This is a genomic window from Frigoribacterium sp. R86507 (assembly GCF_044597695.1).
GTDB lineage: Bacteria > Actinomycetota > Actinomycetes > Actinomycetales > Microbacteriaceae > Frigoribacterium.
Genome location: NZ_CP139002.1, coordinates 1,425,531 through 1,438,592, shown reverse-complemented (window position 1 = coordinate 1,438,592; position 13,062 = coordinate 1,425,531). Strand labels below are relative to the sequence as shown.

Genomic DNA, 13,062 nt, shown 5'->3' with positions numbered 1-13,062 from the left:
CTCGCCGCCGGACCGTTCGGCGTCGGATCGCTCGTCAGAGCAAGGACGACCGCCGTTTGACGAGGACGTGGCCCTTGGACGTCGTGAGGCGCGTCCAGGTGCCGGTTTCGAAGACGGTCACCTCGTCCTCGCCGTCGAGGAAGCCCAGGCTGAGCGCACCGAAGCCGGCGCCGGCGGGGACTCCTTCGGCGCCCTCGACGGGTGCCGACCACACATCGGCCCGCACCCGGTGCACGATCTGCTCGCCGGTGCCCGTGGGGATCGCCTCGGCGACGCGGGCGATGCCGGCCTCGGCCGTCGTGCGGAGGCGATCGGCCTCGATCGGTTCGAGCCGCGCCCAACCGCCCCGCGGCGGCGAGATGGCTGCCCAGGTCACCGTGTTGACCGTGGCGGGCACGGACACGGTGACGGGCGCGGTCGGGTCGACGACGTCGTTCTGCAGGCGCACGAGGCGCTCCTTCAGCGACCGGACCGGCACCACGGCGTCGAACTCGGGTCGGTCGTCGAGCTGGAAGGTGCGGAGGCCGAGCACGGTGGGGCTCGAGTCGAGCAGTCCCATCGGGTAGAAGACGGCGACGTAGACGGCGAGGACGCCCGAGCCGGCGATGAGCCGGACCGAACCGTCCTCCACCCGGCCGGCACGCCCGAGATAGGTCGCGAGATCGCTGAGGGACAGGGAGTCGGGGAGGGTGAATGCGTCGTTCATCGGCCCCCTAAACTACATCGGGTGACCGTCGATCCGCTGCAGAGCCTGCTGTCCACCCTCGACCTCTCGCCGGCGGGCAACGTCGGCGGGCAGGACGTCTTCACCGGGGGGTCACAGCCCGAGCCGCTCGGTCGCGTGTTCGGCGGACAGGTCGCCGCACAGGCCCTCGTCGCCGCCCAGCGCACCGTCGGGGGCGGACGCGACGTCCATTCGCTGCACTCGTACTTCCTGCGGCCCGGCGACCTCACGATCCCCATCACCTTCACGGTCGACCGCATCCACGACGGCCGCTCGTTCGCGACCCGACGCACCCAGGCCTCGCAGGACGGCGTGCCGATCTTCTCGATGATCGCGTCCTTCCAGACCCCCGACGAGGGGCTCGACCACCAGGTCGACATGCCCACCGGGCTGCCCGACCCCGAGGACGTCCCGAGCGACGCCGAACTGTTGTCGGCCGTCGACAACCCCGTCGCCCAGTCGTGGGCGCGTCGCCCGTTCGACATGCGTCACGTGCCCTCACCCGTGTTCTTCAGCGTCGAGGGCGACCACGTCGCCCACCAGGCCGTCTGGCTCAAGGCCACGGGCCCGCTGCCCGACGACGCCGACCTGCACCGCGCCGCGCTGCTCTACGCCAGCGACTACACCCTGCTCGAACCGATCTACCGCCGCCACGGCGTCGCGTTCGTCACCCCCGGGCTCAAGGTCGCGAGCCTCGACCACGCCATGTGGTGGCACCGCCCCGCTCGAGTCGACGAGTGGCTGCTGTACGTGCAAGAGAGCCCCAACGCGGTCGGTGGCCGCGGACTCTCGCTCGGGCGCATCTACGACCGCGCGGGCACGCTCGTGGCCAGCGTCGCGCAAGAGGGCATGGTGCGGGTGCCGCGAGGCTGACCCGGCGCGTGCCGGGTCAGCGCCGGCGGAAGACCAGGGGTTCTTCGACGAACGGCGACCAGGCGTCGCGCTCGAGATCGGAGATGCGACGTGGCTGGTTGCTCGCCGAGTCGACGAGCACGATCGTGGTGGCGGCCTTGGTGAACAGCTGCCGGGGTTCGACGCCCTCGGGCGACCAGACCTCGTAGCAGACCTCGAGGCTCGCTCCGCCGAGACGACCGACCCAGATCTGCACGTCGAGCGGGGCCCGCAGGTACGGGATGGGGATCAGGTACTCGAGCTCTTGCCGGGCGATGAGCGTCATCGTGATGGCGTTCGGACTGCCGTCGAGGACGGCGGCCGACGACCGCTCGTCGATCGCCCCGTCTGCCGACCAGAACGCGTCGATGCGCGCCTCCTCGAGGAGGCGCAGCATCGACGCGTTGTTCACGTGTCGGTACCCGTCGAGATCGCTCCAGCGGACTCGGGTCGGCACGTGCAGGCGGGTCATGACGGTGCGGTGCCGGTCAGTCGCGCGTGAGCTTGCGGTACGTGGCCGAACTCGGCTTCGCCGCGTCGGCACCGAGGCGCTCGATCTTGTTCTCTTCGTACGCCTCGAAGTTGCCCTCGAACCAGTACCAGTTGGGGGTGCCGTCGTCGTTCAGGCCCTCCCACGAGAGGATGTGCGTCGCGATGCGGTCGAGGAACCACCGGTCGTGTGTGATGACCACGGCACAGCCGGGGAACTCGAGCAGCGCGTTCTCGAGGCTGCCCAGGGTCTCGACGTCGAGGTCGTTGGTGGGCTCGTCGAGCAGCAGCAGGTTGCCGCCCTGCTTGAGGGTCAGCGCCAGGTTGAGACGGTTGCGCTCACCACCGGACAGCACGCCCGCCTTCTTCTGCTGGTCGGGGCCCTTGAATCCGAACTGCGACACGTAGGCGCGCGACGGGATCTCGGTCTTGCCGACCTGGATGTAGTCGTGCCCCTCGGACACGACCTCCCACAGGTTCTTGTTCGGGTCGATGCCGCCACGGCTCTGGTCGACGTACGAGATGTCGACCGTCTCGCCGACCTTCAGCTCGCCGCCGTCGAGCGGCTCGAGACCGACGACGGTCTTGAAGAGCGTCGTCTTGCCGACGCCGTTCGGGCCGATCACACCGACGATGCCGTTGCGGGGCAGGGTGAACGACAGGTCGTCGATGAGCACCCGCTCACCGAACGCCTTGTGCAGCTTCTTGGCGTCGATGACCTGCGAGCCGAGGCGGGGGCCCACGGGGATCACGATCTCTTCGAAGTCCAAGGTGCGCGTGCGCTCGGCCTCGTTCGCCATCTCTTCGTAGCGCGCCAGACGTGCCTTCGACTTGGCCTGGCGGCCCTTGGCGTTGCTGCGGACCCACTCGAGCTCGGAGGCGAGGCGCTTGGCGAGCTTGGCGTCCTTCTTGCCCTGGACCTGGAGGCGCTCGCCCTTCTTCTCGAGGTAGGTCGAGTAGTTGCCCTCGTAGGGGTAGAGGCGGCCGCGGTCGACCTCGGCGATCCACTCGGCGACGTGGTCGAGGAAGTACCGGTCGTGGGTCACGGCGAGCACGGCGCCGGGGTACTTGCTGAGGTGCTGCTCGAGCCAGAGCACGCTCTCGGCGTCGAGGTGGTTGGTGGGCTCGTCGAGGAGCAGGAGGTCGGGCTTCTGCAGCAGCAGCTTGCACAGCGCGACGCGGCGCTTCTCACCACCGGAGAGGTTCGCGACCTCGGCATCGCCCGGAGGCGTGCGCAGAGCCGACATGGCCTGCTCGAGCTGGGAGTCGAGGTCCCACGCGTCGGCGGCGTCGATCTCTTCTTGCAGGGTGCCCATCTCGGCGAGCAGCGCGTCGAAGTCGGCGTCGGGCTCGGCCATGGCGGCCGAGACCTCGTTGAAGCGGTCGAGCTTCTGCTTGATCGGCCCCACGCCCTCTTGGACGTTCTCGAGGACGGTCTTCGTCTCGTCGAGTTCGGGCTCTTGCATGAGGATGCCGACCGAGTAGCCGGGGCTGAGCTTCGCCTCGCCGTTGCTGGGGGTGTCGAGGCCCGCCATGATCTTGAGGATCGTCGACTTGCCGGCGCCGTTCGGCCCCACGACACCGATCTTCGCCCCCGGGATGAACGACATGGTGACGTCGTCGAGGATCAGCTTGTCGCCGACCGCCTTGCGGGCGCGCACCATCGAGTAAATGTATTCGGCCATGGCAGCGAGTCTATCGGGCGGGGCCCCGCCCCCGACGTCACCAGTCGATGGCTCGGGTCGACCCCACGAGGCAGGCGCCCGTGCCGAGCACCGGCGCCGTCTGGCTCGTGTAGCCGGCGCCCGAGACCTGCCCGATCAAGCAGTCCTGACCCCAGAGCACCGAGAACTGCACGCTGTCGGCGTCACGGCCGATCGAGGTCGTGTCGGCGGTGACCTGCATCGTCGACTTGTCGAAGCCCGCGGCCACCAGCGCGTCGACGACCGCACGCCCGCCCGGGCGGGCGTTCGCCGCGACGGTCGCGGCGTTCACCTCGTCGAAGTGGGCCAGCGCCTCGGCCGTCGTCGACTCGGACGAGAACGCCGGAGCGCCCGTCGAGATCGCCGTGGGCGGCGTCGTCGGCGCCGGCTCGGGTGACGAGGTGCAGCCCACGAGGGGGACCACCACGGCCAGCAGGATCGCGGCGAGCGCCGGGCCGCGTGGGGGTCTCGAACCGGTCACGGGTGCCCTTCGTCGCGGGTGGCGGCCGCGGGTCGGCCAGCCGTGTCGAGTCTACGGCGTGCCGACCCGCGGGCCGGGAACACGGGGGTGCCCGGGTGGTCAGAACGGGGCCAACACCTCGTCGGCGCCGACGGACTGTGGAGCACCCCAGTCCGCGCCGTCGTCAGGGACCGCCACCCGGTCGGGGGCCGACGCGGACGCATCCGACGCGGAAGCGTCCGAGGGGCCACCTTGACCGGCCCCACCGTCGCCCTCCGTCTCGGGTGCCGCCCCGCTCTGGTCGGGGGTCGCGTCCGCATCGTCACCACCCGCGGCCGACGGCGCCACCGGCCCGGCGGCCGGGGCGGACGCGACCCGCCGTTCGAAGGTCGACCTGCCCCAGACGAGGTCGTGACCGATCGCGTCGGCGTCGATCTCGACCGTCATGCCGCTGCGTTCGCCGGACTCCCACGAGCGGATGCGCACCCGCCCGGTGACGACGACCCGCTGCCCCTTGCGGAGGCTGGCCAGGACGTTGTCGGCGAGCTGGCGGAAGGCCGTGACGGTGTACCAGTTCGTCTCGCCGTCCACCCACTCGCCCTTGACGCGGTCGTAGCGCCGTTGCGACGAGGCGAGCCGGAAGCTCGTGATGGAGAGGCCGGACTGCGTGACGAGGGCCCGGGGGTCGGTCGCGATGATCCCTGTGAGGGTGATGGTGTCTGTCATGACGGGAGTCTCGCGAAGGCGGGACGCCCCCGGGACGGCACCCGCGCCTCCTTGTGGAGAAAGACTGCGGGGGCCGCTCGGGGGACGACGCGACTGCAGGTCGTCCGGCGACTACCGAGCCTCAGTGTTCGTGGAACTCGGGGTAGTCGGCGCCCGGCCCCAACGCCGCGAACAGGGCGCTCTTGGCCACGGCCAGGGTCGGATAGACGCCGCCGTCCTGCCCCTTCGCGGACAGTCGCACGGCGAAGCCGTCGTCGGTCCGCAGGATGGTGCCGACCGCGCCTGCCGGGCCCACGGCCACCCAGGTCTGTCGGTGCAAGGTGTTCTGGTCACTCATCGTCGAGCGCCCCTTTCCTCTTCTCTCGGTCGGTCGCGCCGGTCGGCGCGGCCCGTCTACGAGGCGAGCACGTACTTCGCGTACGACTTGCGGATCTTGGTGACCTTCGGCAGAGCGACGGCCGTGCAGTAGCCCTGGCCGGGGTTCTTGGCGAAGAAGTCCTGGTGGTGCTCCTCGGCGTCGTACCAGGTGGGCAGCGGCTCGATCGTCGTGACGACACCGCCGTCCCAGGCCTCGGAGGCGCGATCGCGGGCCGCCCGGAAGAGCGCCTCCTGCTCGTCGTCGGCGAAGAACATCGCCGAGCGGTACTGGGTGCCGACGTCCGCGCCCTGCCGGTTCAGCTGACGCGGGTCGTGCAGGGTGAAGAAGACGTCGAGGACGACGTCGGCGGGGAGCTTCTCGGGGTCGAAGGTGACCGCGACGGCCTCGGCGTGCCCCGTCCGGCCGGTGCACACGTCGTCGTAGCTCGGCTGCACGGTGTCTCCGCCGGTGTAGCCCGAGACCACCTCGGTGACGCCGTCGAGGGTGCGGTAGACCGCGTCGAGGCACCAGAAGCAACCGCCGGCGAGAACGAATGTCGTCATGCCCGTGAACCTACTCCCGAGTCGAGGCCCCGCCCTAGGCTGACCGCATGAGATCACCCTTCACGCCCTACGTCGCCGACGACGCACGGTACTCACGACTCGACTACGTCCGAACGGGCCGCAGCGGGCTCAAGCTGCCCCGCATCTCGCTGGGCTTCTGGAACAACTTCGGTTCGGACCGCGGACTCGAGACCCAGCGCGACATCGTGCTCCGCGCGTTCGACCGCGGGGTCACCCACTTCGACCTGGCGAACAACTACGGCCCGCCCTACGGCTCGGCGGAAGAGCAGTTCGGCCGCATCGCCGCGGCGAACCTGCGCCCCTACCGTGACGAGATCGTGGTGTCGTCCAAGGCGGGTTACGACATGACCCCCGGGCCGTACGGCGACGGGGGGTCGCGCAAGTACCTGCTGAACTCGCTCGAGGCCAGCCTCGGGCGGCTCGGCATGGACCACGTCGACATCTTCTACTCGCACCGTCCCGACCCCGAGACCCCGATCGACGAGACGATGGGGGCGCTCGCGACGGCCGTCCGGCAGGGCAAGGCGCTCTACGCCGGCATCTCGAACTACGACCCGGCGCAGACCGAGGCCGCGATCGACGCCCTGGCGGCCGAGGGCGTGCCGTTGCTGATCCACCAGCCGCGGTACAACATGTTCGACCGCCGGCCCGAGCGAGGGCTGTTCGACACCTTGCTGTCCCGCGGCGTCGGCTCGATCGTGTTCTCGCCGCTGGCCGGGGGCCTCCTGACGAACCGCTACCTCTCGGGCAGCGCTCCCGCGGGCTCGCGCGCGGCCGAGGGCCGCTGGTTCTCCGAGGACGCCTTCGACGAGACCTACCTCTCGCGCGTCCGCGGCCTGAACGAGATCGCGGAGGCGCGGGGCCAGTCGCTCGCGCAGCTCTCGCTCACCTGGGTGCTGCGCCAACCCGCCGTGACCAGCGCCCTCATCGGCGCCTCGTCGGTGGCCCAGCTGGACGACAGCCTGGACGCGCTCCACGGTGCCGAGCTGACCGAGGACGAGCTCGCGGCGATCGAGCCGCTGGCGGTCGACGGCACCGGCCGCTGACCGGACGGCGCGGTGCCGGACGGGCACCGCGCCCTCCCAGGCGTCCGACGTCGATGTCGGTGGTCGCCCCTAGCGTCAGGGGTGTTCTCGACAGCATCGGCCGGATGACCTCAGGAGCACCTCATGACCAGCAGCACCCTCGACCACGCGATCGTCCCGCCTGCCCAGCACGCTCACGCAGGCGTTCCCCTCCCCGCCCTGCGCTCGACCCGGGGCGGCCTGCAGCTCGTCCAGGTGCACGACGACCTCGCCCGGGTGACCCGACCCGGTGGCGAGATCGTGGGCTACGTCGAGCGCTTCGACGACCCGCAGGGTGATCGGTACCGCGCCAAACGGTTCCTGCCCCGTCAGCGTCGGTTCGTCGAGATCGGCGAGTTCTGGAGTCGCGACGACGCCACCGACTGCTTCCGGTTCGCCTGATCCCGACGACGCCACCGGGGGCCGTGACGGCCTTACCGACGGCGGGCTCGCCAGCATGTCGCAGCCGTGCAACCTTCGACCTCGGCTGTAGTGTTCGCCCCATGCAGTGGTGGAACGGTTTGGTCGAATGGCTCTCTTCCGACAACGGGTGGCGCGTCGTCACCGATGCGGTGATCCCCTTCGTCGCCATCGTCGTGGCCGGCGTCGTCGCAGCTCTCATCGGCCGCGCGAGCACGCGACGCGTCGTGTCGTTGCACGAGGACGAGGCGAAGGCGGCGGCCGTCGCGGCCCTCGTCTCGGCGGCCCGCAAGGGTGCCGTCTACAGCTCGCTCGGGGTCGAGGAGCGTGCCTACGCCGATCACCTCGGCCACGAGGCCGACGTCCGCCTGCGGTTGCTGCCCGCGACCGGCAGCACCCTCGCCGCCGACTGGGCCGCTCACGAACTGGCCGAGATCAAGCGCAACTCGGCGTCCTTCAGCTTCCAGTCCGAGCAGACGCTGGGTGAACTCCGCGACCGTCTCGTCGAGTGGCAGAAACGTCCCGGGCGAGCCAAGAAGCTCTTCCGCGACGATCTCGCCCGCTGGAAGTACGAAGAGGCCGACGTCGACCGCGACACGGCCGCGAAGCAGAAGGCCTGGGAGGCCGAGCAGCGCGCCGCGTCGGCGACCGAGAAGCGACGCACCGATGCCTCCGCGCCCTCGGGTGCCGCACCCTCGGCAGCGCTCCGCCCCGCGGCCCTCGACGATGCCCCGGTCCGGGGTGGCGACGAGGCCTACCGGGCACCCACGGCTCCCGCCCCGCTGGCGGGCCCCTCGCCGGTTTCCGCGCCCGAGGCACCGGCCGTCACGTCGGGTGAGGCGTCCCACGACGACACCCGCGACGACCCGATGGACGACGAGCGCTACGAACAGCCGGTCAGTGCGAGCCAGGTCCGCCGCCGCACGGCACCCGAACGCGCGGACGACTGATCCCGTGGACGACGACGCGCCCCCGACCTCGGTCGGGGGCGCGTCGTCGTGGGGGGTGAGGCTTGGTGCCCCCGGCAGCCAGCGTCATCACCACAGTGAACCTGCGACCAAGAGATGAGAAGCACCGCGTGGATCATCGGTGGCGTGGTGCCCCCGGCAGGAATCGAACCTGCGACCAAGAGATGAGAAGCACCGCGTAGATCATCGGTGGCGTGGTGCCCCCGGCAGGAATCGAACCTGCGACCAAGAGATGAGAAGCACCGCGTAGATCATCTGTGGAGTGGTGCCCCCGGCAGGAATCGAACCTGCGACCAAGAGATTAGAAGGCTCCTGCTCTATCCGCTGAGCTACGGGGGCGGACCCGTCCACGATACCGTGCCCGCTCCTCCGTCCCGGTAGCGGTCCAGCCAGGCTCCGCACCGCGTTTCGTGCACCACACCCCGAGGAGTCGCGGTGCGGTGCACGAAATGCAGTGACTCGCGCGTCCCGAGGCGCGGGGCGGCCGGGCGGACCGGTCGCGTCGTCCGGCCGGTCAGCCCAGCGGGCTGGTCAGGTCGTACAGCGTGACCCCGTCGACCTCGGTCGGGCTGAAGTTCGCCTCGACCCACGCCGCGATCTCGCTCGAGGACGAGCTGCCGCCGTTCGACTGCCCGACGGTCCCTCCGACGAACCAGTGGATCTGCCCGTCGGTGACGTACTGCTCGAACTGCTCCAGGGTCGGTGACGGGTCGCTGCCGTTGAACCCGCCGACCGCCATGACCGGGTCGCCGGTCGCGAGCTGGTAGCCCGCCGCGGTGTTCGACCCGACGGCTGCGGCGACCCAGGTGTACCGGTCCGCGTCCGCGCCGACCACGGCGGCGAGCTCGTCACTGACCGAGCCCGAGCCGAGCAACGAGCCGGCTCCGCCCCCGCCACCGGGGAATCCGCGCGTGGCCGTACCCGCGCCTCCTGCGGTTCCCGCGCCGGCGCCGGTGCCGGCGCCGGGACCGAACGCGGTGCCCGCTCCCCCGCCGGTGCCGCCCGGCAGCTGCGGGGGCGTGCCGCCAGCCGTACCACCGGGCCCGCCACCGGCGGCCCCGCCACCACCACCGAACCGACCGGCGCCACCACCGCCGAACCCGCCCGTGCCACCCGACACGGTCGGCCCGGCCGTGACGATCGAGCCGGTGTGGGCCGTCGACACGGTCTCGACCGAGTAGGCCGCCGGAGCCAGCAAACCGCCCGCGACCAGCACGGCGAGCGTCGCCGCCGTGAGCGCCCGACCCCGTCGCGGCAGCAGCACGAGCACGGCGCCCACCACGGCGAGCGCGACGACGACGTACCGGAGCCAGGGGTGCCAGGCCTCCGCCCGTCCGAGCAGCACCCAGGCCCAGACGCCCGTGAGCAGAGCCGACGCCGCCAGCACGATCCGCACCCACAGCCGGGCCCGTCGCCGCCACAGCACGTCGGCCGCGACCCCGAGGGTCACCGCGATCGCCGGCGCGAGGGCCACTGTGTAGTACGCGTGGAAGATCCCCGACATGAAACTGAAGACCAGCGCCGTGAGCACCGTCCAGCCGCCGAACAGCAGCAGTGTGGCTCGACGGGCCGAGGTGCGGTGCCGCCAGCCGAACAGCACGAGGGCCGAGACTCCCAGGACCAGTGCGGCCGGCAGCAGCCAGGTGATCTGGCCACCGAACTCGCCCGTGAAGAGCCGGGTGATGCCGGTCTCACCCCACATGCCCGTGGTGGCCGCGCCGGTGCCGCCGCCCCCGCCCGTCACGCTGCCCGTCTCGTCGCCCGTGAGCCGTCCGAGGCCGTTGTAGCCGAAGGTCAACTCGAGGAACGAGTTCGTCTGCGAGCCACCGACGTACGGCCGCATGCTCGCGGGCACCAGCTCGACGAGGGCGACCCACCAGCCGGCCGACACCACGACCGCACCGAGCGCGGCCAGCAGGTGCAGCACCCGCTTGCGCAGCAGGACGGGCGCCGCGACGAGGTACACCCCGGCCAGCACGGGCAGGATGACGAACGCCTGGAGTTGCTTGGTCAGGAAGCCGAAGCCGATCGCCACGCCGGCCCAGACGACCCAGCGGACGCGGCCCGTCTCGACGCCGCGCAGGGTCAGGTACGTGGCGAGGGTCAGCAGCAGCACGAGCAGTGCGTCGGGGTTGTTGAAGCGGAACATCAACACGGCGACGGGGGTCAGCGCCAGGGCTCCGCCGGCGACGAACGCGGCGACGGCCGAGAAGTGGCGCCGCACCGTGGCCCAGACGAGTCCGACGGTCGCGACGCCCATCAGGGCCTCGGGCAGCAGGATGCTGAACGACGACAGCCCGAACACCCGGACCGACAGGGCCATGACCCACAGGCTCGCGGGCGGCTTGTCGACCGTGATCGAGTTCGCGGCGTCGGACGAGCCGTAGAGGAACGCCTCCCAGTTCTGCGAACCGGCCTGCACCGCGGCCGAGTAGAACGAGTTCGCCCAGCCGTTCGCCGACAGGTTCACCAGGTAGAACGCCCCCGTGGCGACCAGCAGCGCGAGGAACGCCGGTCGCTCCCACCGTGCCGCGTCCTCGCGCCCGCGCACCAGACGGTGAGCGAGCGAACGGAGGCGCTGGCCGGCCGACCCGGACGGCGAGCGTCGATCGGTCAGCGGCACCGGCGTCGTCCCGGCGCTCATCGACGGACCGCCGTGACGTCGTCGTCGCCGGCCACGGCGTCGACGCGGGTGGTGAGGTCGGACACGGGGTCGGTGGCACCGACCCGCTCGTCGGCCGGTCCCGGCGTGACGTGCGTCGCCTGCGACCGGAACACCCAGACGCGCAACAGCACGAAGCGCAGCACGGTGGCGACGAGGTTCGCGGCCGTCAACACGAGCAGCTCGGCCTGGGCTCCTGCCGCGGGTGCCGCGGCGTGCAGCACGACGAGCGACCCCGAGGTCAGCACCCAGGCGAGCACGAAGACCATCAGCCCTTGCAGCTGGTGTCGCGCCACGCCAGACGCTCCCCTCACCCCGAACGTGAACCGCCGGTTGGCGGCCGTGTTGAACACGGCCGTCACGAGCAACGACACAAAGTTCGCCGCTTGGGCCGGCATCACCTGCTGCGCGACGAGGTAGAGCAGCGCGTACGCGGCGGTCGAGGCGACCCCGACGACACCGAACCGCACGACCTGCGAGAAGAACGTGGGAGGCGCGGGCGGCTCGAACGGACGCCTCCCGATCGCGTCGTACACCGCCTGGACCGGGATCGCGCCCCGGGCGATGCCCGTGCCCACCCGCAGCATCCCCCTGAGGTCGGCGGCGGCCGTGGAGACGATGTCGACCGAGCTGTCGGGGTCGTCGACCCAGTCGACCGGGACCTCGTGGATGCGCAGGCCCGAGCGTTCGGCGAGGATCAGCAGCTCGGTGTCGAAGAACCACCCGGTGTCCTCGACGAGGGGCAACAGTCGCTCGGCAGCCTCGCGCCGGATCGCCTTGAAGCCGCACTGGGCGTCGCTGAACCCCACCCCCATCGTCCGACGCAGCAAGAAGTTGTAGCTGCGCGAGACGAACTCCCGCTTGCCGCCCCGCACGACCCGCGACGACCGGCTCAGCCGGGTGCCGATCGCGAGGTCGGAGTGGCCGGAGAGCAACGGCGCCACGAGTGGACCGAGCGCCGAGAGGTCGGTGGAGAGGTCCTCGTCGAGGTACACCAGCACGTCGGCGGGCGAGGCCGCCCAGACCTGCTTGAGGGCACGACCTCGGCCCTTCTCGGCGAGGTGGACGACGGTCACGCCCCGCAGGCGTCGGGCGAGGTCGTCGGCGAGGGCCGGCGTGCCGTCGGTGCTGGCGTTGTCGGCCACGGTGATGCGCCAGGTCTCGGTGACGTGGCGGGTCAGATGGTGATGGAGGCTCGTGATGCTGGCCTCGAGGGTGGTGGCCTCGTCGAAGACGGGCACCACGATGTCGAGACGCAGGATGTCGGTATCGGGCATGGGACCACGATCGATCGCCACCCCATCAGCGGCCTTGCACCGGTCGATGGCGACGCCGCAGAGACCCTATGAGCCTTCCATGACGGGTGCGCGGTGATCAGATCGCGAGGGAGAGGGCCCCGAGCAGGTGGTCCAGCGTCGGCACTCCCGGCGAGCGGAAGACGACCTCGCCGTCGTCCCGCGTGATCACGATGGTCGGCGTGCTGCGGACGTCGCGCCTCTCGGCAGCCTCCGGCCGGGCGGCGACGTCGGCCTCGTCGACGACGAGGGAGGGCACGAGCCCGCTCGCCTCGGCCACGACCGCCCTGGCCGCGTGGCAGGGACCGCAGAAGGCGGACGTGTACAGCTCCAGCATCATGCCGAGGACAACGAGGAGGCGCGGGGGAAACTTCCCCCGCGCCTCCTGCGGTCTCGTGCGTCGTCGCGGCCGGAGCCGCCGACGTCAGTTGTCGCGGTCGTCGTTGCGGTCTTCCGGGTCGTCGACGGGGTCGCTGTCCTTCGCGTCGAGCGAGTAGTGCACCTGCAGCTGCTCGCCGACCATCTTCGCCTCGGTGGCGGTGTAGACGATGCCGGTCTCCATGCCGTCGATCAACACGAAGTCGGTGATCTGCTCGTCGTACGAACCGTCGGTGCTGATGCGGGTGTCGGTGGAGCCGTCGCTCGGACCGCCGTCGAAGAAGACGACGTACTCGGAACCCTCGGCCACGGTGGGCTTGCTGTCTGTCATGCCCACAGG

At 71.0% G+C, this 13,062-nt stretch carries 15 protein-coding genes and 1 tRNA gene; 4 read left to right on the top strand and 12 right to left on the bottom strand.

The features are described 5' to 3' along the window. Window positions 1–34: 34 nt before the first annotated feature. On the bottom strand, window positions 35–706 hold the full coding sequence (locus SJY14_RS06905) for a hypothetical protein (RefSeq protein WP_071256652.1): 672 nt from the start codon (window positions 704–706) through the stop codon (window positions 35–37). 21 nt (window positions 707–727) lie between these two features. Here SJY14_RS06905 and SJY14_RS06900 point away from each other — a divergent pair, with 21 nt between their 5' ends. Beyond that, the gene (locus tag SJY14_RS06900) at window positions 728–1,597 is read left to right on the top strand and encodes an acyl-CoA thioesterase II (protein WP_043597010.1); all 870 of its coding nucleotides are present in this window, start codon (window positions 728–730) and stop codon (window positions 1,595–1,597) included. Between the two features lie 16 nt (window positions 1,598–1,613). Here SJY14_RS06900 and SJY14_RS06895 read toward each other — a convergent pair whose 3' ends face one another. The 6 genes from SJY14_RS06895 to msrA all read right to left on the bottom strand — a co-directional run bounded on the left by SJY14_RS06895 (window position 1,614) and on the right by msrA (window position 5,914). Beyond that, window positions 1,614–2,087 carry a thioesterase family protein gene (locus SJY14_RS06895; protein WP_071256653.1) on the bottom strand — a complete coding sequence of 158 codons (474 nt, stop codon included), beginning with the start codon at window positions 2,085–2,087 and terminating at the stop codon, window positions 1,614–1,616. Between the two features lie 16 nt (window positions 2,088–2,103). Continuing rightward, entirely contained in the window at window positions 2,104–3,789 is a 1,686-nt protein-coding gene (gene ettA / locus SJY14_RS06890; RefSeq protein ID WP_396600148.1) for an energy-dependent translational throttle protein EttA, read from the bottom strand. 37 nt (window positions 3,790–3,826) lie between these two features. Then, window positions 3,827–4,288: a DUF6993 domain-containing protein gene (locus tag SJY14_RS06885; protein ID WP_071256655.1), complete on the bottom strand. Its 462-nt coding sequence runs from the start codon at window positions 4,286–4,288 to the stop codon at window positions 3,827–3,829. Window positions 4,289–4,387: 99 nt separating this feature from the next. Next, window positions 4,388–4,993, bottom strand: coding sequence for a single-stranded DNA-binding protein (locus SJY14_RS06880; RefSeq protein WP_071256656.1), 606 nt, complete (start codon window positions 4,991–4,993; stop codon window positions 4,388–4,390). A gap of 121 nt (window positions 4,994–5,114) precedes the next feature. After that, the gene (locus tag SJY14_RS06875) at window positions 5,115–5,330 is read right to left on the bottom strand and encodes a hypothetical protein (RefSeq protein ID WP_071256657.1); all 216 of its coding nucleotides are present in this window, start codon (window positions 5,328–5,330) and stop codon (window positions 5,115–5,117) included. 56 nt (window positions 5,331–5,386) lie between these two features. Then, a complete protein-coding gene (gene msrA, locus SJY14_RS06870) occupies window positions 5,387–5,914 on the bottom strand; it encodes a peptide-methionine (S)-S-oxide reductase MsrA (RefSeq protein WP_071256658.1) in 528 nt (175 codons plus the stop codon). A 47-nt stretch (window positions 5,915–5,961) separates the two neighbouring features. Here msrA and SJY14_RS06865 point away from each other — a divergent pair, with 47 nt between their 5' ends. From SJY14_RS06865 to SJY14_RS06855, 3 genes are all read left to right on the top strand, one after another. Beyond that, window positions 5,962–6,981, top strand: a complete 1,020-nt coding sequence (locus tag SJY14_RS06865) for an aldo/keto reductase (protein WP_071256659.1) — start codon at window positions 5,962–5,964, stop codon at window positions 6,979–6,981. A 123-nt stretch (window positions 6,982–7,104) separates the two neighbouring features. Further along, complete coding sequence (locus tag SJY14_RS06860) at window positions 7,105–7,401, top strand: hypothetical protein (protein ID WP_255364285.1); 297 nt, start codon at window positions 7,105–7,107, stop codon at window positions 7,399–7,401. A gap of 101 nt (window positions 7,402–7,502) precedes the next feature. Beyond that, the gene (locus SJY14_RS06855) at window positions 7,503–8,369 is read left to right on the top strand and encodes a hypothetical protein (RefSeq protein WP_071256660.1); all 867 of its coding nucleotides are present in this window, start codon (window positions 7,503–7,505) and stop codon (window positions 8,367–8,369) included. 281 nt (window positions 8,370–8,650) lie between these two features. On the opposite strand, the gene SJY14_RS06850 is transcribed toward SJY14_RS06855, so the two are convergent. The 5 genes from SJY14_RS06850 to SJY14_RS06830 form a co-directional block, all read right to left on the bottom strand. Further along, a tRNA-Arg gene (locus tag SJY14_RS06850) sits at window positions 8,651–8,726 on the bottom strand. Between the two features lie 175 nt (window positions 8,727–8,901). After that, window positions 8,902–11,031: an ArnT family glycosyltransferase gene (locus tag SJY14_RS06845; RefSeq protein WP_396600147.1), complete on the bottom strand. Its 2,130-nt coding sequence runs from the start codon at window positions 11,029–11,031 to the stop codon at window positions 8,902–8,904. Beyond that, window positions 11,028–12,326, bottom strand: coding sequence for a glycosyltransferase (locus tag SJY14_RS06840; RefSeq protein ID WP_396600146.1), 1,299 nt, complete (start codon window positions 12,324–12,326; stop codon window positions 11,028–11,030). Before SJY14_RS06840 ends, SJY14_RS06845 begins: the two co-directional genes overlap by 4 nt. A 97-nt stretch (window positions 12,327–12,423) precedes the next feature. Next, window positions 12,424–12,684, bottom strand: coding sequence for a thioredoxin family protein (locus tag SJY14_RS06835; protein ID WP_396600145.1), 261 nt, complete (start codon window positions 12,682–12,684; stop codon window positions 12,424–12,426). Window positions 12,685–12,768: 84 nt separating this feature from the next. After that, complete coding sequence (locus tag SJY14_RS06830; RefSeq protein ID WP_043597121.1) at window positions 12,769–13,053, bottom strand: hypothetical protein; 285 nt, start codon at window positions 13,051–13,053, stop codon at window positions 12,769–12,771. Window positions 13,054–13,062: the final 9 nt, after the last annotated feature.

Coding starts and splice junctions, on each gene's coding strand:
- SJY14_RS06840 (WP_396600146.1), bottom strand. CDS start 12,326: ATGCCCGATACCGACATCCTGCGTCTCGACATCGTGGTGCCCGTCTTC.
- SJY14_RS06865 (WP_071256659.1), top strand. CDS start 5,962: ATGAGATCACCCTTCACGCCCTACGTCGCCGACGACGCACGGTACTCA.
- ettA (WP_396600148.1), bottom strand. CDS start 3,789: ATGGCCGAATACATTTACTCGATGGTGCGCGCCCGCAAGGCGGTCGGC.
- SJY14_RS06880 (WP_071256656.1), bottom strand. CDS start 4,993: ATGACAGACACCATCACCCTCACAGGGATCATCGCGACCGACCCCCGG.
- SJY14_RS06830 (WP_043597121.1), bottom strand. CDS start 13,053: ATGACAGACAGCAAGCCCACCGTGGCCGAGGGTTCCGAGTACGTCGTC.
- msrA (WP_071256658.1), bottom strand. CDS start 5,914: ATGACGACATTCGTTCTCGCCGGCGGTTGCTTCTGGTGCCTCGACGCG.
- SJY14_RS06875 (WP_071256657.1), bottom strand. CDS start 5,330: ATGAGTGACCAGAACACCTTGCACCGACAGACCTGGGTGGCCGTGGGC.
- SJY14_RS06845 (WP_396600147.1), bottom strand. CDS start 11,031: ATGAGCGCCGGGACGACGCCGGTGCCGCTGACCGATCGACGCTCGCCG.
- SJY14_RS06860 (WP_255364285.1), top strand. CDS start 7,105: ATGACCAGCAGCACCCTCGACCACGCGATCGTCCCGCCTGCCCAGCAC.
- SJY14_RS06895 (WP_071256653.1), bottom strand. CDS start 2,087: ATGACCCGCCTGCACGTGCCGACCCGAGTCCGCTGGAGCGATCTCGAC.
- SJY14_RS06905 (WP_071256652.1), bottom strand. CDS start 706: ATGAACGACGCATTCACCCTCCCCGACTCCCTGTCCCTCAGCGATCTC.
- SJY14_RS06835 (WP_396600145.1), bottom strand. CDS start 12,684: ATGATGCTGGAGCTGTACACGTCCGCCTTCTGCGGTCCCTGCCACGCG.
- SJY14_RS06855 (WP_071256660.1), top strand. CDS start 7,503: ATGCAGTGGTGGAACGGTTTGGTCGAATGGCTCTCTTCCGACAACGGG.